This window comes from Bradyrhizobium sp. T-12, assembly GCF_058314695.1.
The window spans coordinates 524,388-543,481 of the sequence record NZ_JBZFQJ010000002.1; the positions used below are offsets into that span (position 1 = coordinate 524,388).

The 19,094-nt window shown below is 59.4% G+C and carries 18 protein-coding genes; 9 read left to right on the forward strand and 9 right to left on the reverse strand.

The features are described from left to right. Window positions 1–14: 14 nt before the first annotated feature. From AC0WRY_RS36800 to AC0WRY_RS36810, 3 genes are all read right to left on the reverse strand, one after another. Entirely contained in the window at window positions 15–1,676 is a 1,662-nt protein-coding gene (locus AC0WRY_RS36800; protein ID WP_128955152.1) for a hydantoinase B/oxoprolinase family protein, read from the reverse strand. Beyond that, window positions 1,673–3,736 carry a hydantoinase/oxoprolinase family protein gene (locus AC0WRY_RS36805; RefSeq protein ID WP_128930089.1) on the reverse strand — a complete coding sequence of 688 codons (2,064 nt, stop codon included), beginning with the start codon at window positions 3,734–3,736 and terminating at the stop codon, window positions 1,673–1,675. The genes AC0WRY_RS36800 and AC0WRY_RS36805 overlap by 4 nt, the downstream gene beginning before the upstream one ends. Before the next feature lie 612 nt (window positions 3,737–4,348). Further along, window positions 4,349–4,528 carry a hypothetical protein gene (locus AC0WRY_RS36810; protein WP_128930088.1) on the reverse strand — a complete coding sequence of 60 codons (180 nt, stop codon included), beginning with the start codon at window positions 4,526–4,528 and terminating at the stop codon, window positions 4,349–4,351. Window positions 4,529–4,819: 291 nt separating this feature from the next. On the opposite strand from AC0WRY_RS36810, the gene AC0WRY_RS36815 reads away from it, so the two are divergent. The 4 genes from AC0WRY_RS36815 to AC0WRY_RS36830 all read left to right on the forward strand — a co-directional run bounded on the left by AC0WRY_RS36815 (window position 4,820) and on the right by AC0WRY_RS36830 (window position 6,116). Further along, window positions 4,820–5,176: an XRE family transcriptional regulator gene (locus tag AC0WRY_RS36815; protein WP_232995558.1), complete on the forward strand. Its 357-nt coding sequence runs from the start codon at window positions 4,820–4,822 to the stop codon at window positions 5,174–5,176. 209 nt (window positions 5,177–5,385) lie between these two features. Then, on the forward strand, window positions 5,386–5,616 hold the full coding sequence (locus tag AC0WRY_RS36820; RefSeq protein ID WP_188637395.1) for a hypothetical protein: 231 nt from the start codon (window positions 5,386–5,388) through the stop codon (window positions 5,614–5,616). A gap of 49 nt (window positions 5,617–5,665) precedes the next feature. Next, window positions 5,666–5,848, forward strand: a complete 183-nt coding sequence (locus AC0WRY_RS36825) for a hypothetical protein (protein ID WP_188637394.1) — start codon at window positions 5,666–5,668, stop codon at window positions 5,846–5,848. Window positions 5,849–5,885: 37 nt separating this feature from the next. Beyond that, window positions 5,886–6,116, forward strand: a complete 231-nt coding sequence (locus AC0WRY_RS36830; RefSeq protein WP_188637393.1) for a hypothetical protein — start codon at window positions 5,886–5,888, stop codon at window positions 6,114–6,116. Between the two features lie 9 nt (window positions 6,117–6,125). On the opposite strand, the gene AC0WRY_RS36835 is transcribed toward AC0WRY_RS36830, so the two are convergent. Continuing rightward, the gene (locus AC0WRY_RS36835; protein ID WP_128930087.1) at window positions 6,126–6,413 is read right to left on the reverse strand and encodes a type II toxin-antitoxin system Y4mF family antitoxin; all 288 of its coding nucleotides are present in this window, start codon (window positions 6,411–6,413) and stop codon (window positions 6,126–6,128) included. 421 nt (window positions 6,414–6,834) lie between these two features. Here AC0WRY_RS36835 and AC0WRY_RS36840 point away from each other — a divergent pair, with 421 nt between their 5' ends. After that, window positions 6,835–7,149, forward strand: coding sequence for a type II toxin-antitoxin system TacA family antitoxin (locus AC0WRY_RS36840; RefSeq protein WP_128930086.1), 315 nt, complete (start codon window positions 6,835–6,837; stop codon window positions 7,147–7,149). Next, window positions 7,137–7,664 carry a GNAT family N-acetyltransferase gene (locus AC0WRY_RS36845; protein ID WP_128930085.1) on the forward strand — a complete coding sequence of 176 codons (528 nt, stop codon included), beginning with the start codon at window positions 7,137–7,139 and terminating at the stop codon, window positions 7,662–7,664. Before AC0WRY_RS36840 ends, AC0WRY_RS36845 begins: the two co-directional genes overlap by 13 nt. A 790-nt stretch (window positions 7,665–8,454) precedes the next feature. Here AC0WRY_RS36845 and AC0WRY_RS36850 read toward each other — a convergent pair. Continuing rightward, window positions 8,455–9,414: a LysR family transcriptional regulator gene (locus AC0WRY_RS36850; protein ID WP_128930084.1), complete on the reverse strand. Its 960-nt coding sequence runs from the start codon at window positions 9,412–9,414 to the stop codon at window positions 8,455–8,457. A 553-nt stretch (window positions 9,415–9,967) separates the two neighbouring features. Here AC0WRY_RS36850 and AC0WRY_RS36855 point away from each other — a divergent pair. Further along, on the forward strand, window positions 9,968–10,762 hold the full coding sequence (locus AC0WRY_RS36855) for a GntR family transcriptional regulator (protein ID WP_128930083.1): 795 nt from the start codon (window positions 9,968–9,970) through the stop codon (window positions 10,760–10,762). A gap of 27 nt (window positions 10,763–10,789) precedes the next feature. Here the strand turns inward: AC0WRY_RS36855 and AC0WRY_RS36860 are convergent, their stop codons facing one another. The 3 genes from AC0WRY_RS36860 to AC0WRY_RS36870 all read right to left on the reverse strand — a co-directional run bounded on the left by AC0WRY_RS36860 (window position 10,790) and on the right by AC0WRY_RS36870 (window position 14,840). Next, window positions 10,790–11,761: a Bug family tripartite tricarboxylate transporter substrate binding protein gene (locus tag AC0WRY_RS36860; RefSeq protein WP_164933595.1), complete on the reverse strand. Its 972-nt coding sequence runs from the start codon at window positions 11,759–11,761 to the stop codon at window positions 10,790–10,792. Window positions 11,762–11,862: 101 nt separating this feature from the next. Continuing rightward, window positions 11,863–13,233, reverse strand: a complete 1,371-nt coding sequence (locus AC0WRY_RS36865; protein ID WP_128930081.1) for an amidohydrolase family protein — start codon at window positions 13,231–13,233, stop codon at window positions 11,863–11,865. A 131-nt stretch (window positions 13,234–13,364) separates the two neighbouring features. Next, the gene (locus AC0WRY_RS36870; protein ID WP_128955150.1) at window positions 13,365–14,840 is read right to left on the reverse strand and encodes an aldehyde dehydrogenase; all 1,476 of its coding nucleotides are present in this window, start codon (window positions 14,838–14,840) and stop codon (window positions 13,365–13,367) included. Between the two features lie 183 nt (window positions 14,841–15,023). Between AC0WRY_RS36870 and AC0WRY_RS36875 the strand changes: the two genes are divergently transcribed. Continuing rightward, window positions 15,024–16,700 carry a thiamine pyrophosphate-binding protein gene (locus AC0WRY_RS36875; protein WP_164933594.1) on the forward strand — a complete coding sequence of 559 codons (1,677 nt, stop codon included), beginning with the start codon at window positions 15,024–15,026 and terminating at the stop codon, window positions 16,698–16,700. An 88-nt stretch (window positions 16,701–16,788) separates the two neighbouring features. Continuing rightward, window positions 16,789–17,874, forward strand: a complete 1,086-nt coding sequence (locus AC0WRY_RS36880; RefSeq protein WP_128930203.1) for a TRAP transporter substrate-binding protein — start codon at window positions 16,789–16,791, stop codon at window positions 17,872–17,874. Between the two features lie 732 nt (window positions 17,875–18,606). On the opposite strand, the gene AC0WRY_RS36885 is transcribed toward AC0WRY_RS36880, so the two are convergent. Further along, complete coding sequence (locus AC0WRY_RS36885; protein ID WP_128930077.1) at window positions 18,607–19,092, reverse strand: SEL1-like repeat protein; 486 nt, start codon at window positions 19,090–19,092, stop codon at window positions 18,607–18,609. Between the last annotated feature and the right edge of the window lie 2 nt (window positions 19,093–19,094).

The following is a 19,094-nucleotide window of genomic DNA, read 5'->3' on the forward strand; positions in this document are numbered from 1 at the left end:
CAAGCGCTCCGTTGCTACTTGTGAGGAGGAGTGTATTCAAAGCCGTAGTCACGTTTCGCCGCCTCCGGCGTTACGTAACCGTCCAGCACGTCGTTGAGGATCGCCTCCCGGTCCCGACGTTTAACGTCACCGAATCCGCCGCCGCCGGGTAGCGAGAGCGTTAAAACCGTATCTGGCGGCAACATGCGGCTCAGCTTGGGGCGGACCTCCTCGCCATTCGAACTGGCGATCGAACCGGTCGCGCCGGATTTGCCATCGTACAAACCTGGTGCTGGATAGTGACATCGATCGTACATGCCTGAGAAGAGATAGGGCTTCTCGGTCAGAACCTCGACTTCCATTGTCTGGCCCAAGCCACCACGATGTTCGCCGGCTCCGCCGGAGTCAGGTCGAAGCGCTCTTTGCCGTACGACCAGAGGCGTCAAAGCTTCGATGATTTCCACGGGCACACCGGCGACACCGCTTGGATAGGAGGTGGCCGAGAGGCCATCGAGTCCCTTGAGGGCGCCAGTTCCGCCGGTAGAGAACCAAGTGTACGAGAAGAACTGATTGTCGCGCTTATCGAAGCCGCTGATATGCGTATTCCAGAGACTGTCGGCGCCGGGTGCCATCACCTTATCCGGCAGGATACCTGACAACGCGCCCATGATGGCTGAAGGGAGGAAGTGACCGACCGTATGACGGCCAGCGACGGCAGCAGGATGCTGAGCGTTGAGGATTGACCCGACGGCGGCGATCGTGCGTATCGGCGTGAACGAACCGGCGTTATTGGGCACGTCTGGCGCAATTGCGCACTTCACGCCATAGGTGGTGTAAGCAACGGTATAATTGAAACCGACGTTGATACCGAGATCAACCGTTGAGGAAGACCCTTCATAGTCGACGATGACCTCATCGTCCTTGATAGTGACCTTGGCCTGAATCTCGATCGGCTTGTCGAACCCGTCAATGGTGATCTTGAACGGATGCGATCCGTTGGGCAGAGCCGTAATGGCGGCTCTCATCGCCCTTTCGGTGCGCGCGACGATGGCGTCTGCCACCCCTTCGATATCCGCAAGATCGAACTCTTCGAGGAAAGACTTGAGCTGCTTTGCTCCGACTTCGTTCGCGGTGATCTGTGCATGAATATCGCCAATCACTTCATCGGGGGTCCGCACGTTGGCCGCGATCAGCCGATAAACGGCTTCGACGGGTTCTCCTTTCGAATGCAACTTCATGATCGGGATGAAGAGACCCTCCTCATAGACGGAGCGGGCATCACACGACAGCCCCCTGCCGCCGATATCGAGCGCGTGACAGCAGTTTGCAAAAAGCGCAACGACTCGCCCATTGTGGAATACGGGCGTTGCAATCGTGATGTCGTGAAGCTGAGAGACCGTAATCCAAGGATCATTCGTGATGATGACGTCCCCGGGCTGGAGCGTATCCAGCGGAAACGTCTTCAAGATGTGTTCCATTCCTGTCGCCATGGAATTGATGTGCCCCGGCGAGCCCGTGACCGATTGGGCCACCATCCGGCCGCGGCGATCGAACACGCACGCAGAAAGGTCTTCGGCGTCCCGGACGATGGACGTAAAGGACGAACGCATCAGGGCCGCGGCCTGCTCGTTCACGGCGGCAATGAGCCGCCCCCACATGATATCGAGCGTAATGGGGTCCAGTTCCTTGGCGCTCATCGGGCCACCTCGAGATCGACAATGAGATTACGGTTCTGATCGACGCTAATTTCGCCGGGTCCGTTGATAACAACGGTCGATTCACGTTCTTCGATGATGGCTGGCCCCTGCAGGCGATCACCGGCTCCAAGGCGATAACGGTCGTAGACCGGCACGTCGATGAGTCCTGCGTCAGGGACGTAGATCTTTCTGGAGCCCTTGAGTGGACCGTCGGACTTCGACGTATTGACCGGTAGCTTGAAGTCAGGCTTGGGCCCCGATGCGACCACTCGCCATGACATCACGTCGATTGGCGTGTTGGGTACGGTATGTCCGTAGAGTTCGGTGTAGACCCGCTCGAACGAAGCGGTGATTTCCGCGATGCTGTCTGGCCCAAGTTTACCGGAGGGAATCGGCACACGGATGTCAAAGCCTTGCTTGCGGTAGCGCATATCGGCCCAGCGACGGAACGAGACCTCTCGATCACCCATTGAATGAGCAAGACGGCTTCGCCCCTCCTCCTCCATTTCTTTGAGAGACCGATTGACTGCGCCCCAATCCAGTTGTTCCAGCCGTGCCGGGCTTGATCGCACAAAGTCAAATGCCAGTGGCGCGGTGAGGAAGCCGACGGCCGACATGACGCCCGCACCGAACGGATAGATGATCTTCGGCAACTTCAGGACGCGCGCGACGCCGTAGGCGTGAACCGGCCCCGCGCCACCAAACGCAAACATCGGAAACTGGGAAATGGTGCGCCCCCGCTCGATGGCGTGGATGCGTGCAGCAGAAGCCATTGCTTCGTTTGCCAGTTGATGGATTCCCCAGGCTGCGGCTATCGTGTCGAGATCAAGCGAGGCCCCGACTTGTTCGTTAATGGCACGTTCTGCGGCGGTCTTGTCGAGCTTCATATCTCCGCCGAGGAAGAAGCCTGCATTGAGGTAACCGAGCAGCAGATCGGCATCAGTGACCGTTGGTCGTTCCCCGCCCGCCCCGTAGCAGGCAGGTCCTGGCACGGATCCGGCGCTATGCGGCCCGACCTTGAGGCGGCCGAGTGCATCGATCTGCGCGATCGAACCGCCGCCCGTGCCGATCTCGATCATTTCGATGACGGGCACCTTGACTGGGAGACCGCTGCCTTTCTTGAACTGATATTGCCGATCGACCTCGAATTCCGGGGCCAGCAGAGGCTCGCCATCGACGATGAGGCAGGCCTTGGCGGTGGTGCCGCCCATGTCAAAAGAGAGCACGTCTGAAAGTCCGAGTGACTTGGCATAATGTGCCGCAGCCAACGCGCCGGCCGCAGGTCCCGACTCAACAAGACGGATCGGCGCTTCGATGGCTTGGCTGGCGGTGAGCAGACCGCCATTCGATTGCATCACATAAAGACCGGCTGCATCGCTGAGCTCGTCGCGCGTACGCGCTTCGAGCCGCGTCAGATATTTCTCGGCGATGCTCTTGACATAGACATTGCAGAGCGCCGTCGTCGAACGCTCGAATTCCCTGATTTCCGGGGAGATGTCGCTGGAGAGAGTTATCGCAACGCCGGGGAGCTTTTCCCGTAGGATGCGGCCAACGATGCGCTCGTGATCCGGACAAACGTAGGCGTTGATGAGACTGACGGCAACCGCTTCGATGCCTATTCTGCGCATCTCCTCGGCGATGCGCGCGACGTCGTCTTCGTTGGGGGCCTGGCGGATTGTTCCATCCGACAGAATTCGCTCGGCAATCTCAAACCGGTGACGCCGCCGGGCAATCGGGGCGGGACGACGCAGCCGAAGGTCGTACATGTCGTAGCGGTGCTCGCGCGCAATTTCGACGGCATCGCGGAATCCGCGGGTCGTGACGAGAGCGGTCAGCGCCCCCTTTCTCTCGATCAGCGCGTTGGTGAAAAGCGTCGTCCCATGCACAACATGCGAAACTTGGCCTGCATCACCGTTGATGACCTGCTTAATTCCATTGATTACGCCATTGTCAGGCTGATCTGGAGTTGTCAGGACCTTACCGAGCCGAAATAAACCGGTCTCATCGTCGACCAGGACGATATCTGTGAAAGTTCCCCCAATATCGGCGCCTAAACGCATCCGCTCCTCCAAATTCAGGATTTGGTAGGATTAGCGACTATGGGGTGACAGCCGAATTACCGTTTGGGCAATCCAGCTTTAAGGGAGCATTAGTCCTCCGCCCGCGGCTGCCTGCTGCGGCGGCGGCGTGCCCGACGCCCCCTTCTTGATCATCGTGTGAGAAGAGTTCCTCCCGTTCCGTGCCCATCTAAGCAGCCTCTTCTCCAGAGTCTTGATGCGTACGGTGACAAGCCTGGGAGGGCCAATCTGTCACGCGACAAAGTCAGCAAGGCCGTATTTCGCGAGAGATCCGGAGACGATGGCGAAGCCTGGATCTCTGCGACTGATTCACGGACGCGAGCGTCTGTGCCGGGAGAAGCGTACGCGGCCTGCCTTTCGTTTCCAGCAAATCGGAAGGAGCGGCGGGAGCTCGTCTCGTTTGTGGAGTTCGGGAAAGACCGATTGCTGGAGAAGGGGTTCGCAACGCGCAGCGTAGTCGCGCTCGAGCGCTTCCGTCAGCCGTTGTCCAGTGGATCAGACCGACCGGTCGGTGCCTGCGCAGGGCTGGGACCAGCAACAACATTAGTGCTTCGCACCTCCTTGACAACGCGCGTGACGATCTCGGAGGTCAACTCACGCTTCATCTCGCATCAGCTCCGCTATCCTTGCCGTAGTCATCGACGCCGAGTTGCCTTGCCCGGCACGGTCGTGTTGGTTGTCCTTGCAGATGCGCGAAAAATGATCCGCGCAGATTTCCTCGAATTTGTCCCAGCTCGGCGGCGGACGAAGCTGTTCGTTGTTGGCTCCAGACATGTTTCTGGATTCCGACCCGCCTGGTTAGTCGTGACTGGCGGCACCCTCGGTGCTGGTCCCAAATGGCTGCCCCTGACGAGTCAAAGAGCTTCCCAAATAGATTATCATAGGAACTTTCACAACTAATAGCTGCATATTTTGGTTACATATCCCGTTGATATATTTACGGCACTAGAAAATGGAATAAGTGCTCTTGAGAGCAAATTATCGCACATAAAGCGCTCTTAAAAGCAAAATATGGCAAACTGCAGGAAATTGCTGTATGCTCTTAAGAGCATAATAATCTGCTTAATGGCCTTCAAGAGCATGGTAGCAACCAACAAACTTCAAAAGGCGCCCCCTTACCCGGTGTCACGGACGCTCACGCAATTGGGAGCGGATCTGCGTACTGCACGCATCCGCCGCAACATGACCATGCAGGACGCAGCCAGCAGAATTGGAACGGGCGTGCGCGCTGTTATGGACGCCGAAAAGGGCAAAGCATCGACGGGTATCGTGGTGTATGCCGGGCTGCTGTGGCTCTACGATATGCTCCAGCCCCTCGAAGAACTCGCTGACCCCTCAAAGGACAGGGAAGGGATTGCTCTGCAAGCGACGCGGGAACGCAAGCGGGCGCGCAAGTCCGGAGGGCTCGACAATGACTTCTAAAGCAACACCGAATGCTTCGTCTACATCACGCTGCCGTGTCAGACCGAACCGATAACCGCCGGCCCGATTCTAGCTCGCTAAGGATCGCCGTGGCAATGCATTGGCTCGCTTCGTCTACGGCAAGTTGTACCTCTCAAACGGAGATGCGGTCGCGATTGATCCTATCGAGCTTGAATTATCGGATGAGACTTACGAAACAGGCCGACTGAATGGCGGTCTTTGGCGCGTTACGCGATGCAAGCTCGGACTATTGGGGTCGCCGCGTCATCGAGAAGCATGCCGGGGTTCCCCAGCTTGGCGAACTCGACTATCTGCTGAATTCAGCCGACGACGGCGTAGGGGCGCTTGGTTTGGACTTGGTCAACAACCTCCGGCACCACGTCGCAAATTCAACAAGACGCTCGAACTTGCAAAGCTTCAGGAAATCGCCGAAGCCTTGATGCTCTAGGAAGATGTAAAACCGAGGAAGGCGCCCAGGTTCGAGACTGGATGCTGCTCGGCACCTCCATGGGCGGAGCCCGTCCGAAAGCTGTCGTCGAAGATGACCACGGATTCTGGATCGCAAAGTTCAATCGTCCGGACGACCGCTGGAACAACACTCGCGTCGAACGCGCGATGCTCGAGTTGGCCAAGGTTTGCAGCGAAGGACGTTCTTCTCGTCAAGCGCTTTGATCGCACGTAGACGGGCAAGGGATATTTGCGTTCGCGGATGATCAGCGGGCTAACCGGTTTGCGAGCTGATGAAGCCGTCGAGATGCGCGATCGCTGGTCCTATGTGTTGATGGCGGAAGAGATGCGCCGGGTCACGGAGGAGCCGGGAAAGGATGCGAAAGAACTTTTTCGACGCATGACGTTCAATGCACTGATTTCCAACGTCGACGATCAGCCGGCCGCGTGCATCACTACGGACGCGACCGACTTCGTTCAAGGAGTGCAATGAGCTCGGCCATTATGGCTTGCCTTTCTTGGCTTTCGCCACAATGGCATCCAGATCGACGGCGGACTTCGGGGCGGCGTGGCCCGAGGAGAGATTGCTGTCTGCATCGAGCTTGATGCCGAGAGCATCAAGGACGCGAAGGATGAGCCCGAGTTCTGCGCGCTGGTGGCCATGCTCGACTTCGATGATCCATTGGCGACTGACACCAACCTGTTTAGCTAGCGTCGACTGATCGAGCTTGAGGCGCTTGCGCCGGTCGCGGATGACGGCGCCAAGATCGGCTGCGGTACGTGTGAGCATGGAACATCCAAATGTCAGCGATCGCTTACATTACCGTGTCGCCGTTCGCTGACAATCGGAAATGTCAGCGTTTGACAACATTTTAGAATGTCGCCGATCGACGACATCTGCGCCGGGATGTCCAATCATTTGAGACGCCGACAGCGGCTTAGTTTGGCATTGACCAAGCAAGCGGCGACCCCGCTCGACCGCAGCTGGGTTTTTTCCGCTTTTGGTTTTCCGACCGTTGCCAGGGACCTCGCCCGTTGAGAATCGACTTGGGGAGTTAAGTTGGGTTATGTGAACGTTTCGGTTGATCCATTGGTCACTTATGTCCTCTTCGGCCCTTTTTTGGATAGTTTCTTCGGAACCATTCGAACCGTGTTGACATTGTGTACACGAATGCAATATAACGCTTCATAAGAAGTGAGGAGTAACCGCAATGGAAGCAGCACTACAGCGCCCTGCGGCGCGAGTAAGGTCGCGCCGCGTCCGGAGCGAAACCAATATCCACATTCGCGCTACCGCACAGGTAAAGCACTTGATCGATACCGCTGCAGTGGCGGTGGGCAAGACGCTTAGCGAATTCATGCTGGATAGTGCGCGGCAACATGCCATCGATGTGCTTTTGGACCAAAGGTTATTTGTCCTTGATCCAGAGAAGCACGATGCCTTCTTGAATGCACTTGATAACCCGCCTCCGGCCGGGACCAAGTTGAAGGCACTGATGAAGCGTAAGCCGCTTTGGCAGAAGTAATCGAACATCCGAGGAAGCGTGCGGGCATAACCTCCCCCACGCTTCTCAAGCCGACGCATGACTTTAGCCGCTTTGATTGCGGTAATGAAGCCCTGACCGATTGGTTGAAGAATCGCGCCCTCGACAGCGAGGGCAAGACTGCTCGCACCTATGTTGTTTGCGAGGGCAATTCGGTCGTAGGCTACTACTGCATCGCCTCTGGAAGTGTTGAGAGGGCTGCAATTCCCAAGCCGCCCATAAAAAGGCACGGACTCCCAAATCCCGTACCTGTAGCCATTATAGGCCGCTTGGCGCGAGATCTTACCTACAAGGGCAAGGGGCTCGGCCAAGACCTGCTTCAACATGCCCTCCACCAAATCGTTCACGCATCTGAAACGATCGGTATTCGCGCCATCCTGGTACACGCGATCGATGAGAAGGCTGCCGCTTTTTGGAAAGAAGCGGAATTCATAGAAAGTCCGATTGGGTCCCGAACATTTTTCCTCCCTATCGAAACTGCCATCGACGCACTCTAATGGCGTCACAATCCAACTGCCCCAGTACCGAATGGCCGAGCCGCTCCTGGACCACCTTAGGCGCCGCAATTCAAGCCCGCCATCAACCTTGCGGTTTATATATCAGCTCGCAAAGAAGTGCCGAAAGAGAGTGAAGCCCGGATATTTTGCGGCGTCCATGGCCTTCTCGTTGGAGCCTTACCTAACTTGGTGATACCGGCGGCGATTTGCACCGGTCACAGGGCCCCGTTTGACCATGTAATCGCGGGTGACGATCTCGACGTCCTTCACCGGACTGGAAACACCGATCCGAGATCGGGCTTGGGACATTGCAGCCTCCATTCACGCAACGCATTGAATGCGATCGGCGGCAATGGGACGAACGCTCCTCCGAGCCTGATTTCGGGCGGCCGAGCTGATTGTATTCGTCGGCGCGCTCATGAACATGAAACTTACGCTTGGTGAAATCGACATTGACCCCTGCCTGCCCCACAATTCCGACGCGGAAAGGCCAGTGAAGATCACGGTCTGGGAAATTGAGCCTTGGCTGGAGTTGCTGCCGTTCACGGCGGCCGGAATCCGTGCGACGGTTTGGCGAAGGTCAACCTCAGACGCCCCATCTCAAACGCGCAGAAACAGTTAGGCCGACAAAGGGATCACGCCTTCATTGCGAAGTCGCCAGCGCTTAACACCCATGATGGCCTTTGGCTCCGGTACCATTGCCTCGTTTCGAGTGTTGCGCACCGGCCTTTACGAGCAGTGGACACTATCGAGCTATGTGGGCACGCGCTTCTGGCTGTCGGCGATTTGGCTACGTCTTTGCCTTGCGGCGGACGCTGGCGCGATGCCGGATCTCGACGAAACCATTCGGCTCCTTTTTGGAAACGATCTGGCGTAGGATTTCCAGAAGCATGTCGATCACCTCGGATGCCACTCGCGTTGGCGGACGATCGGCAAGGTAAATGAGGTCCAGATCGCTTCTGATTTCGGGGGTGACAATGGGGCTGGCGCTCAAGACGCCAGTCTCGAGCTCGTATTTGACAGCGCCGAAGGGGAGGACAGCGGGAGCAAGGCCCTGTCGCACGAGGTCTTTCAGAAGGGTAACGGAATCGATCTCCAGCACCGTGGATACGGAGAGATTGAGGCCAGCGGCGCCCGCATCCAGCAAACTTCGGATCGGATTTTGAGCCGACGGAAGCAGCAGAGCATGTTCAAGGAGGCTCGCAAGGCCGACCGGATCGCCAGCGAACATCCCTGGTGGCCCGATGGCGAACAGCCGCTCGACGGCAAGGCACTCACTGACGAGGCGCGGGCTATCTGGCTGAAGGCCGTTGACTAATGCGACATCGATCGAGCCGGTCAGCACCCAGTTTTGCAAATAAGCGCTATATCCCTCAAGTAAGCGCGGACGAACGCGAGGCAGACGTTCGCGACAGGCCCTGATGAGCTCCGCTCCCGCCATGGCGATAACCGACGGCGTGGCTCCGATAATCACGTCGCCGGTCAGGTGTTTTCCTTCGGCCATGACCTCCTGACGAACAAGCTCCACGTCGCGCAGGATTTGGGATGCGCTTCGGTGCAGCATGAGGCCTGCTTCCGTCATCTGCATGCCTCTCCCGTCTCGGTCGAACAGCGGCGTTCGCAGTTCGTCTTCGAGAGCACTGATTGACCGGCTGATGGCAGGGCCTGCTACGCCGAGGTGAGCCGAAGCGCGGGCGATGCTCTTCAGATCCGCGACGAAAACGAAGTACCGAAGCTGTCGTAGGTCCATGGCTTATGAACGGGCGAATTGATACATAGCAAATGCCGTTCGGCTTGTGCGGACGGGACCGCGACAGCTCTGCAACCAACCGTCAAACCGAGCTTGCCGCATGAATTTTTGGCCCTCACATGTTAGCCACTCAGCTTATGCGAGCCTGGCAGAGCGCACCAGTAGACGTTGGTTTCTTCCTCGCCCATTCGCCAGCTAGCTTGGGCAAACGCATCGCAAGGGCGGCGGCTGCCGAGCTCTCCGGCATCGTAGGTATGAATGGGTCTGCGGGGCCTGAACGGCGATCTGCGAAAAGGACCGCGAGAACGTGCTTCGTTGAGCCGCAATCCGCAGGACCCCTTTCCGACCTTGACGCCTGGTGAGCAAGGATGGCAAGGCGCGTGCGGCGGCAACTCTTTCGACCGCGGCTCGTTCTCGCCCAGTGCAAGTTGGATATTCGGCAATGTCAGTCCGAGCGTCTCAAGCCTGAGGAGACTAAATCGCAGCTAGGCAGCAGGATAATCAACTAGTATTGTATGATACCAATTACCGAATTAGTACAAGGAATTACTGCGTGAAGGTTTCCAAAGTCCAGCGCGTACCGGCCAAGGCCGCACCGCTCCGGCAACAGGTCGCAAGCAATCTGCGCACCGCCATCATTGATGGCCGCTTTCAACCAGGCGAGCGGTTGAAGGAAGGCGAGCTGTGTGCATGGACCGGCGTCAGTAGGACTGCCGTCCGTGAAGCCCTGCGGCAACTGGAGGCCGAGGGCATCGTCGACAACATCCCCAATCAAGGACCCGTGGTGGCGCGGGTATCCCCCGACGAGGCGCGGCAACACTATGAAGTCAGGGGTATGCTGGAAGGGCTGACGGCAAGGACCGCCGCCGAGCGGATCTCTGAGCGCGAAATCAAGGACTTGCACCGGCTCAAACGAGATTTGGACCGCGCCTTCAAATCAGGTAGCGTTGCTAAGGTGCTCGAATGCAAGAATCAGCTCGACGAATTCCTGATGAGCGTTTCGGCCAACAGCGTCGTCAAGGGCTTCGTGAGCGTCATTCGCGCACGTCTCAGCTATCTTCGTCCCATTGTTCTGTCGCAGCCCGAACGCCTGAAGGAAAACGCTGTCGAGGTCCATGCGATAATCGACGCGATCATCACACGGAAGCCGCAGGCGGCGTGGCAGGCTGCCGTCAATCACGTCAACATGGGCGCGAGAGCAACCCTCAAGGTGCTGGAGCAGCTGGAGGTGGCGGCGGAACACCAGGCCGCGCTGGACGCGGAAGCCGCGCTTCGGGCGAAACGTCCGCGGGGACGGCCGCGCCGTGACGCGGCACCAAATAATCCGGTCGGTAGGGTGACGATGTAAAAACCGGTCCGCGCGATGGTCTATCTGCTATCCACCCTCGGCCTGGAGACCGTTGTCTCGAACCACCTGCCCCCAAATATGCGCCTGCTCCGCGTAAAAGTTGCGCATGTAGTCCGGATCGCTCGCAGCGACCGTCAGCCCCATCGCGTTGATCCGTCCCGTCACGCTGGCGTCCTTCAGAACCGCGCGCATCTCTGTATTGAAACGCGCGATGATCTGTTTGGGCGTCTTCCCGGGCGCATACAGTCCCCACCAAGGCGTCGCGACGAGATCGGGAAACCCGCTTTCGGCGAGCGTCGGTACGTCGGGAAGGGTCGGGTGGCGTGTTGCGCCGGTCTGAGCGAGAGGGCGCAGCAACTTGGCGTCGATCTGGCTGTTGAGCACCGTGGTCGCTGCGATGATCAGGTCAATATGTCCCGCAATCGCGTCGTTCACCGCGGGGGCTGCTCCCTTATAGGCAACGTGGCTCCACTGCGCGCCGGAGCGTTTGGCAAGCAGCAGCATCGTGAGATGGCCAAGACTCGCCGTTCCAGCCGACGCAAATGCGAAGCCGCCCTGCTTGGCTTTCGACGCAGCGATCAACTCAGCCAAAGTCTGGTAAGGGCGTGACGGCTGACAGGCAATGATGTTCGGCGCCGTACCGACCAGCATGACCGGATCCAGATCTGTCTCGGAATTATATGGCAGGCTCGGCTGCGTCACCGGGTTGGTCGCGTGAGTATCGAATACGAACAGCCACGTGCGGCCATCTGGCGGTGACTTCGCCACTGCCGCCGCGCCGATGCTGCCCGCTGCGCCCGGACGGTTTTCGATGATGATCGTCGTTCCCAGTCTCTGCTGCAAACCCGGCTGAACCAGACGGGCGATAGCGTCCAGCGTTCCGCCGGCAGGAAACGGGATGATGAACTTCATCTGACCCGCAGGCCAGTCCTCTGCCCTGGCAACAAAGGGGGTGGCGAGTGCGCCGGCGAGCACGGCACGTCGTGTCAGTTGTCCCATGTGTTTCTCCCGAGGTGATGATCGAGAACAAGACTTCGGACCAACAGTTCGGGGGGTGGCCCAGGACGGCATGCAAGCGTCGCCGGCCCCGCCCATTCTCCTTATCGCTGCGCAAACGTTGCGATCGGCCCTGCAACAGGTTTTCCGCGGTGCCAGACCGCCGAGATCTTGTGGACGTTGGCTATGTCGGCCGATGGATCGGCGTCGAGCACGACGAGATCGGCGAGCTTGCCAGCTAGCAGGACACCGCGGTCATCCAGCTTGAGCAGCTTCGCCGCGCCGCTGGTCGCGATGGTCAGCGCCTGCATCGGCGTGAGGCCGGCTTCAACCATGAGATCGAGCTCACGATGTTCGGCAATGCCGGGGAAACGCAGGCCCACGCCGGAATCGGATCCGAACCCGATGCCGATACCTGCCTTGTAAAGCGTCATCAGGTTCTTCTGGTTCATCGCCAGCGCCTTGCGGGCGCGCTCGGAAGCTGGTGCGTCATGGACCTTCTGCTGCCAAGCCGGATCCTCCAATTGCGTCTTCACGGCGGGATCCAGTGCCCGGTTCACGAACGGATCCGCCGAGACCTGCGGCTTGTCGGCAAAAATGAAATTTGAATCGTCGAGCGCCAAGGTGGGAACGTACCAGGCGGCATTCTTCTTCATCAATTCGATCGTCGGCGGATCGATCTCTTTGTCACGGATGCCGTGCGCCAGAATGTCAGCGCCGGCCTTCAGGGCGGCCTGAGCATCTTCGAGGTCGTTGATGTGGAAGGCGACCCGAAGCGCGTTCTTGTGGGCCTCGTCGACGGCGGCGGTATAGACCTCCGGCTTCACTTTGACTGGCAGCAGCTTGCCGAAGTCGTCAAGCCAGATCTTGATCAGGTCGGTCTTGCGTCCCGCCATCTCCCTCACCGCTTCGCGCGCTGCGTCGGGCGTATCCGGGCGATAGATCTGGTTCGGGCCGACGGGAACGATCGCCACGGGCGGTGCTCCCATCGCAACCCCAATGCCGCGGTCGGCGCCAAAGATGTCGGCCCCTGGCGCCTTGCCGGCATGTAGATCCGCTCGCAGATCGTAGAATTCAGGTGCGTTCAGGCCCAGCGACGTGATCGTGGTGACGCCATAGGCCTCCCACTGTCGAAGTTGGGACAAGATGTAGTCGCGATTATAGTTGTCCGGACTCGCCTTGAGGCCCCTGACGATACCCACATGGGAATGATCCGAGATCATGCCGGGGATGATGGACTTGCCCTTGAGGTCAACGACATCGGCATCGGATGGCACCGGCACCGCCGTTACGGACCCAACGGCCGCGATGCGTCCGTCGCGAATGACCAAGACGGAATCGGGAAGCGGCTTTCCACCCGCTCCGTCGATCAGAGTGGCTCCCTTCAGGACGACTGACTTTGTTTGCGCCTGTCCCGGCATGCCCGATAGACACAGGCCCGCGATGGCCAAGATGACGACCGATGCGGCTCTCATGCGGCGCTCCTCCCTGTTTCCTCGTTCCCCACGGGTTGGTCCCAGGGGCCATTAAATCTTATAGTACTATATTACGAGCAATTAGCAATTGATCCCGAGACGATGCGCCCTGGATCACCTAACTCAGCGATTTATCGCAGCACGAACGGATAGGGCTCGTCGCCGCTGCTCATCCAGACGGTCTTGGTCTGCATGTATTCGTTGATGGCCTCGATGCCGTTTTCGCGACCGAGACCGCTGCGCTTGTAACCGCCGAACGGGGCCATGTAGCTCACCGTGCGGTAGGTATTGACCCAGACCATGCCGGCCTTTAGCCGGTCAGCCATGACATGGGCGCGCTTCATGTTCTGCGTCCAGACGCCTGCGGCCAGACCAAAGAGGATGTCGTTGCCGATCTCGACGGCTTCCTCCTCATCGCGAAATGGGATCACGGACAGGATCGGGCCGAACACCTCCTCCTGCGCGATCCTCATGCTGTTCTTGACGCCGGTGAAGACCGTGGGCTCGACGAAGAGACCCTTGCCGCATTCCGGCCGATGGGCACGATCGCCTCCGAGTGCCAGATGCGCGCCATCCTTCTTGCCGATCTCCATATAGGCGAGGACCTTGTCGAACTGCGGCCGGTTGGCGACCGGCCCGACCTGTGTTTCGTTCTGCATTGGATCGCCCATCTTGATCGTGGCCGCCGCCTTCAGGAGCTTTTCGACGAAGGCGTCGTGGACAGATTCCTGTACCAGCATTCGCGAACCGGCGATGCACGCCTGCCCGACGGCCGCGAAGATTCCGGCAATGGCGCCGTTGACCGCATTGTCGAGATTGGCGTCGTCGAACACGATATTGGGCGACTTGCCGCCCAGCTCCAGGCTGACGCGTTTCAGGCCGCGCGCAGCGCCCTTGTAGATCTTCTGGCCGGTGGCATCGGAGCCGGTGAACGCGACCTTGGCGACCTGAGGATGCTCGACCAGCGCCGGCCCGACCTCATTGCCAAAGCCGGTAACCACGTTGATGACCCCAGGGGGGAAGCCCGCCTCCTCCACCAGCGCCATCATCTCGAGGAGCGATGCGGAGGTGAATTCCGAGGGCTTGAGCACCACGGTATTTCCGGCCGCCAGCGCCGGCGCAAGCTTCCAGGCGACCAGCATCAACGGCGAATTCCAGGGGATGATACCGACGACGACGCCGACCGGCTCGTGCTTGGTGTAGGTGAACATGTTGGGCTTGTCGATCGGGATGACCGAGCCCTGAATCTTGTCCGCGAGGCCGCCGAAGTAATAGTACCATTGCGGAATGTAATTGAGCTGCCCTCGCATCTCGCTGATCAGCTTGCCGTTGTCCCTCACTTCGATCTCGGCGAGCCGCTCTGCATTCGCCGCGATCAGGTCCCCCAGCTTGCGCATCAGCGCGCCGCGCTGCGTTGCATTCAGCTTGGGCCACGGCCCCACATTCATCGCCCGATGCGCCGCCTGGACTGCGCGCGCGGCATCCTCGGCATTGCCGCGCGGGATCAACGCCCATGGCTCGGCGGTGTAGGGATTCATGGTCTCGAACCACTCGCCCGAGGCCGGATCCTCCCACTTTCCACCGATATACATCTGGTACTTCTTCACGGAACGCCTCCCTGCAGCATAAATATCTGGAATCATAATATCGTATTATTGGCTTTTAGTGAGGTCAAGCTATTGCTTACTACGCGCCCTGAGGGAGGTTTGACAAAATATCTTTTGCAATAATACGGTATGACATACTTTATTGACGTTGCAGGTCGACGAACCCGCGCGGGGAGGACTAGAATGACAAACAACGTGGCCACCGACATCACCGCTGCGCTAAAGCATGCCGGTGTCGAGAACTTCTTCCTCCTCACCGGCGGCGACCAGCCGTTGTGGATCGCGCTTCGCGATGCCGGAATTCGAATGGTGGTCGCACGCAGCGAGGCCAGCGCGGTCTACATGGCGGACGGTTATGCCCGCGCCAGCGGCCGCGTCGCGCCGGCCTATGGGCAGGCCGGGCCCGGCGCCGCCAACGTCGCGGCCGCACTGGCAGATGCCGTCTGGGCCCAATCGCCGGTATTCGCGCTGACAGGAGCGACCGCGACGCAAGCCCTGCACATGAACGAGTATCAGGACCTCGACCAACATGTCATTTTCCAGCCCGTCACGAAGTGGAACGGTGCCGTCGCCGCTCCTGAGATGACAGGGAGTCTCGTCTCGCAGGCGCTTCACATCGCGGCGACACCGACATGCGGACCCACCCATCTCGACGTGCCGAAGAATTTCTTCGCGCTGCCCGGGGACCCGCAAACCGCGAACCGGCTAGAACGTTCCTACTCAAATGCCGCCAGCAAGGTGCGTGCGCTCGGCACCGAGGTTGCTACGGCGCTCGACCTCCTCAAGCGCGCGGAGCGCCCGGTTCTGTTTGTCGGCGAGGGCGTGCGGCTTGCCGGCGCGTGGGCCGAACTGGCACTGCTGTCGGACCTTGCGGGCATCCCGATCGTCGCCACGGCTGGCGGCAAGCCGGCCATTCTGACGTCACACCCGAATTTCTGCGGCATCGTCGGACGCTATTCCTCGGTGAGCGCCAACAAGCTCGTGGCAGAGGCCGATTGCGCCCTCGCTCTCGGGACCCGATTGGGCGGACTGGCAACCAACGGCTACACTTTGCCGAGCCGCAAGGCGACCGTGATCCAGATCGACCATGATCCGGCTTCCCTCATTAACACCTACGCGCCACGCCTCGGTGTCCGCGCCGACATCAAGATCTTCCTCACCGACCTACTTGACCTCGTTAAACAGCAGAATTTGCGGACATCGTCCGCCTGGCTGGACCGCTGCCGCCGCGATACTGATAAATGGACAGCTAATCACCGCGAACAACTCGCTGCGTCAGGTGGCAACACGGCCCTCTCCCCGCTTTCGGTGCTCGACGAGCTCTCCCGCTATGGCAGCGAGATCACGCTGGTCGCAGACACAGGTTACATGGCTGCCTGGACCGGCGTGCTGTTCCCGACGCTGCGTTACGACGCCTTCTTCCGCGCAGTCGGATCGCTCGGCTGGGCGCTCCCCGCCTCGCTCGGCGTCCAGATCGCGCGATCGGAGAAGGTGGTATGCATTACCGGCGACGGCGGCGCCGGCTATCACCTGGCTGATGTCGAGACGGCGGTTCGCTACAGGCTGCCGGTCGTGATCATCGTCATGAACAACAGCGCGCTCGCCTTCGAATATCACGAGAAATATCGCTGGAAGGGAAATGTGGTTGCGGAAGCGAACGATTTCGGGCGCGTCGACTTCGCCGCGGCCGGAATCGCGCTGGGTGCAAGGGGCGCACGCGCCACCAATCGCGAGGAATTTGTGGCAGCCATGGCGGTCGCAATGAAGGCATCCAATCCGTTCGTGATCGACGTCGTCATCGACAAGGAAGCCTTTCCGCCCGTCACCAATTTCGATGCCGTGATGGAACGGAAGCTCTAGATTGGCGGACGGCGCGCCGGAGGAGCGGGCACGCCGTCAGCGATCCAACCTACGACAATCAACAATCATAAAGAACCAGGGTGGAACCATGAAGACCCGTCGAGCTATTGTTGGAGTTGCCGCGGTCGGCCTGTTGCCGCTGACCGCCCCCTCTGTCGTCCGAGCGCAAAAGGCCACGATCCGCTGGCGCCTGGCGTCCAGCTATCCCAAGAACCTCGACACCATTCACGGTATCGCCGTTCGCCTTGCCAAGCACGTCGAGGAGATGACGGATGGCGGCTTCCAGATTCAGGTGTTCGGCCCCGGGGAAATCGTGCCAGGCCTGCAGGTACTCGATGCCGTGCAGAGCGAAACGGTCGAGATAGGACACACGGCATCGATCTACTACAGCGGCAAGAACAAGGCGTTTGCGATCGACACCGGGCTGCCGTTCGGAATGACGCCACGCCAGCATCTGTCGTGGATGTATCGCGGCGGCGGGCTCGAACTGTTCAGGGAGTTCTTCAAGTCCTACGGCGTCGTGAACTTTCCCGGCGGCAGCACGGGCGTGCAGATGGGCGGTTGGTTTCGCCGCGAGGTCAATACGCTCAATGATCTGAAGGGCCTCAAGATGCGCATCCCCGGCATTGCGGGCGACGTGGTCGCACGCCTCGGCGTCGTTCCTCAGAACATTGCCGGCGGCGACACCTATGCTGCACTAGAAAGAGGCACGATTGACGCGGTCGAATGGGTCGGCCCCTACGATGACGAGAAGCTGGGCTTCAACAAAGTCGCAAAATATTACTATTACCCGGGCTGGTGGGATTGCACGGGGCAGTTGGCCTTCTATGTAGGAGCGAAGGCTTGGTCGGCCTTGCCTGCTCATTATCAGCGGGCATTCGAGGTGGCCGCCGCGGAGGCCTCCTGGGACATGCTGTCGCATTACGACGCCAGCAACATGGCGCCGCTGCGTCGGCTGATCGCAAACGGCACCGAGCTCAGGCCATTCTCGCGCGAGATCATGGAGGGCGGCTATCGCGCGGCATTCTCGCTCTACGCCGAAGAGACGGAGAAGAATGCCGAGTTTCGCAAGATCTACAGCGAATGGCTGAAGTTTCGTGAGGACATCGTGACCTGGTTCAGGGTCGCAGAAGCGAGCTTCGAATCCAATCTGTATAGCTTGTACAAGACGTGACCGGATCGGTCTCTAGGGCTCGGGGGCCCGCGCTTCGCATCGGCAACTCAGGCGACTTCCAGCAGCCGCGTTCAAACGATGCCCAAGAAGTTTCGTGCTGGCTATCCTTCTTGGACTGGCTGCGGCCGAATATGGATCGTGAGGGTCTTACCGCGCACGCTCCGTCATCCCCTCGAACTGTGTGCGGTAACACAACTCTGGGCCCTGACGCGATATATATAGTGCTACGCCGCAGAGTTCTTACTCGGCAACGACGCCCAGTAACGAATTCAGCACGAACACAGGACAGCCCGAGCCGGCGCATGCGGAGTAGGTTGGTGCCGCCGGAAGGCGATGCAATCATGTTGGACGGATTGGGACCGCCAAAACCGCTCGGCGCCGGGGCGGCAACTCCGGCAGACCTTGTCACCCGCCCATGGGACTGACTTTCCGCATTTTATAGCCAAATTGCCGGGCTGGCTCCACGTGAATACGCAAGCAAGGCGTAACTTAAGAAGGCACGGCAATGATCTGCTCGCTGTGAATTTCGCTATTCCGAGCGAAGGAATTGAGCAGAAGGCGCGCAAGACCGGTGGCTCGTGCGCCGAACCCGAGCAGATCAGAACCGACGTCGACCGCCACGCCGCCGAACCGAGAGTCTACAGATGCATCCTAGCTGCGCCGCGAAAAGCGACGGCTAGCACCATTCGCACATGATCGAAGAAGGCCTGGTCGGAACCTCGAAAAGTGGGATTAAGGTGCCGTTCCGGGCCGCCATTGAATGGCTAGCCATTGAGCTTGGCTGAGTTGTGCAGGCGTGAGATTATTGGCTACCGCGTCTCTTGTTCGAAGGTAATACGGGCGCCGTAGCTGAGGAGCGTGGGCGGCAGCCAAATTCAGCCACATGTACGCAAGAACGCCATCCTGCGCAACGCCATGCCCCTTATCGTAGGAGAGGCCGAACAAATATTGGCCTGTCGGATCACCGCATGCGGCTGCCGTGTGGTAATACGCCGCGGCTATCTCGTAGGACTGCGGGACATTGAAGCCATGTTCGTGCCTGAAGCCCAAGACAGCTGCGGCTCGAGCGGACCGGCATGCTTCAATCGCACCGCCCGCCGCCGAAACATGTCGCCGCGCGAATGAGCGCCCGTTTTCGGAGAGTTCGGCGCCGAACACGTTGCCGATAGTCCACAGTGTGAGGAACAAAGTTCCGATCAGGGGGCGTGCATTCTTCATAG

Bases quoted from the DNA above. Each gene is read 5' to 3' on its own strand.
- AC0WRY_RS36865 (WP_128930081.1), bottom strand. From the start codon at position 13,233: ATGAGAGCCGCATCGGTCGTCATCTTGGCCATCGCGGGCCTGTGTCTA.
- AC0WRY_RS36840 (WP_128930086.1), top strand. From the start codon at position 6,835: ATGGAAGCAGCACTACAGCGCCCTGCGGCGCGAGTAAGGTCGCGCCGC.
- AC0WRY_RS36810 (WP_128930088.1), bottom strand. From the start codon at position 4,528: ATGTCTGGAGCCAACAACGAACAGCTTCGTCCGCCGCCGAGCTGGGAC.
- AC0WRY_RS36825 (WP_188637394.1), top strand. From the start codon at position 5,666: ATGCTGCTCGGCACCTCCATGGGCGGAGCCCGTCCGAAAGCTGTCGTC.
- AC0WRY_RS36815 (WP_232995558.1), top strand. From the start codon at position 4,820: ATGGCCTTCAAGAGCATGGTAGCAACCAACAAACTTCAAAAGGCGCCC.
- AC0WRY_RS36850 (WP_128930084.1), bottom strand. From the start codon at position 9,414: ATGGACCTACGACAGCTTCGGTACTTCGTTTTCGTCGCGGATCTGAAG.
- AC0WRY_RS36805 (WP_128930089.1), bottom strand. From the start codon at position 3,736: ATGCGTTTAGGCGCCGATATTGGGGGAACTTTCACAGATATCGTCCTG.
- AC0WRY_RS36830 (WP_188637393.1), top strand. From the start codon at position 5,886: ATGATCAGCGGGCTAACCGGTTTGCGAGCTGATGAAGCCGTCGAGATG.
- AC0WRY_RS36860 (WP_164933595.1), bottom strand. From the start codon at position 11,761: ATGGGACAACTGACACGACGTGCCGTGCTCGCCGGCGCACTCGCCACC.
- AC0WRY_RS36800 (WP_128955152.1), bottom strand. From the start codon at position 1,676: ATGAGCGCCAAGGAACTGGACCCCATTACGCTCGATATCATGTGGGGG.
- AC0WRY_RS36835 (WP_128930087.1), bottom strand. From the start codon at position 6,413: ATGCTCACACGTACCGCAGCCGATCTTGGCGCCGTCATCCGCGACCGG.
- AC0WRY_RS36875 (WP_164933594.1), top strand. From the start codon at position 15,024: ATGACAAACAACGTGGCCACCGACATCACCGCTGCGCTAAAGCATGCC.
- AC0WRY_RS36885 (WP_128930077.1), bottom strand. From the start codon at position 19,092: ATGAAGAATGCACGCCCCCTGATCGGAACTTTGTTCCTCACACTGTGG.
- AC0WRY_RS36820 (WP_188637395.1), top strand. From the start codon at position 5,386: ATGGCGGTCTTTGGCGCGTTACGCGATGCAAGCTCGGACTATTGGGGT.
- AC0WRY_RS36880 (WP_128930203.1), top strand. From the start codon at position 16,789: ATGAAGACCCGTCGAGCTATTGTTGGAGTTGCCGCGGTCGGCCTGTTG.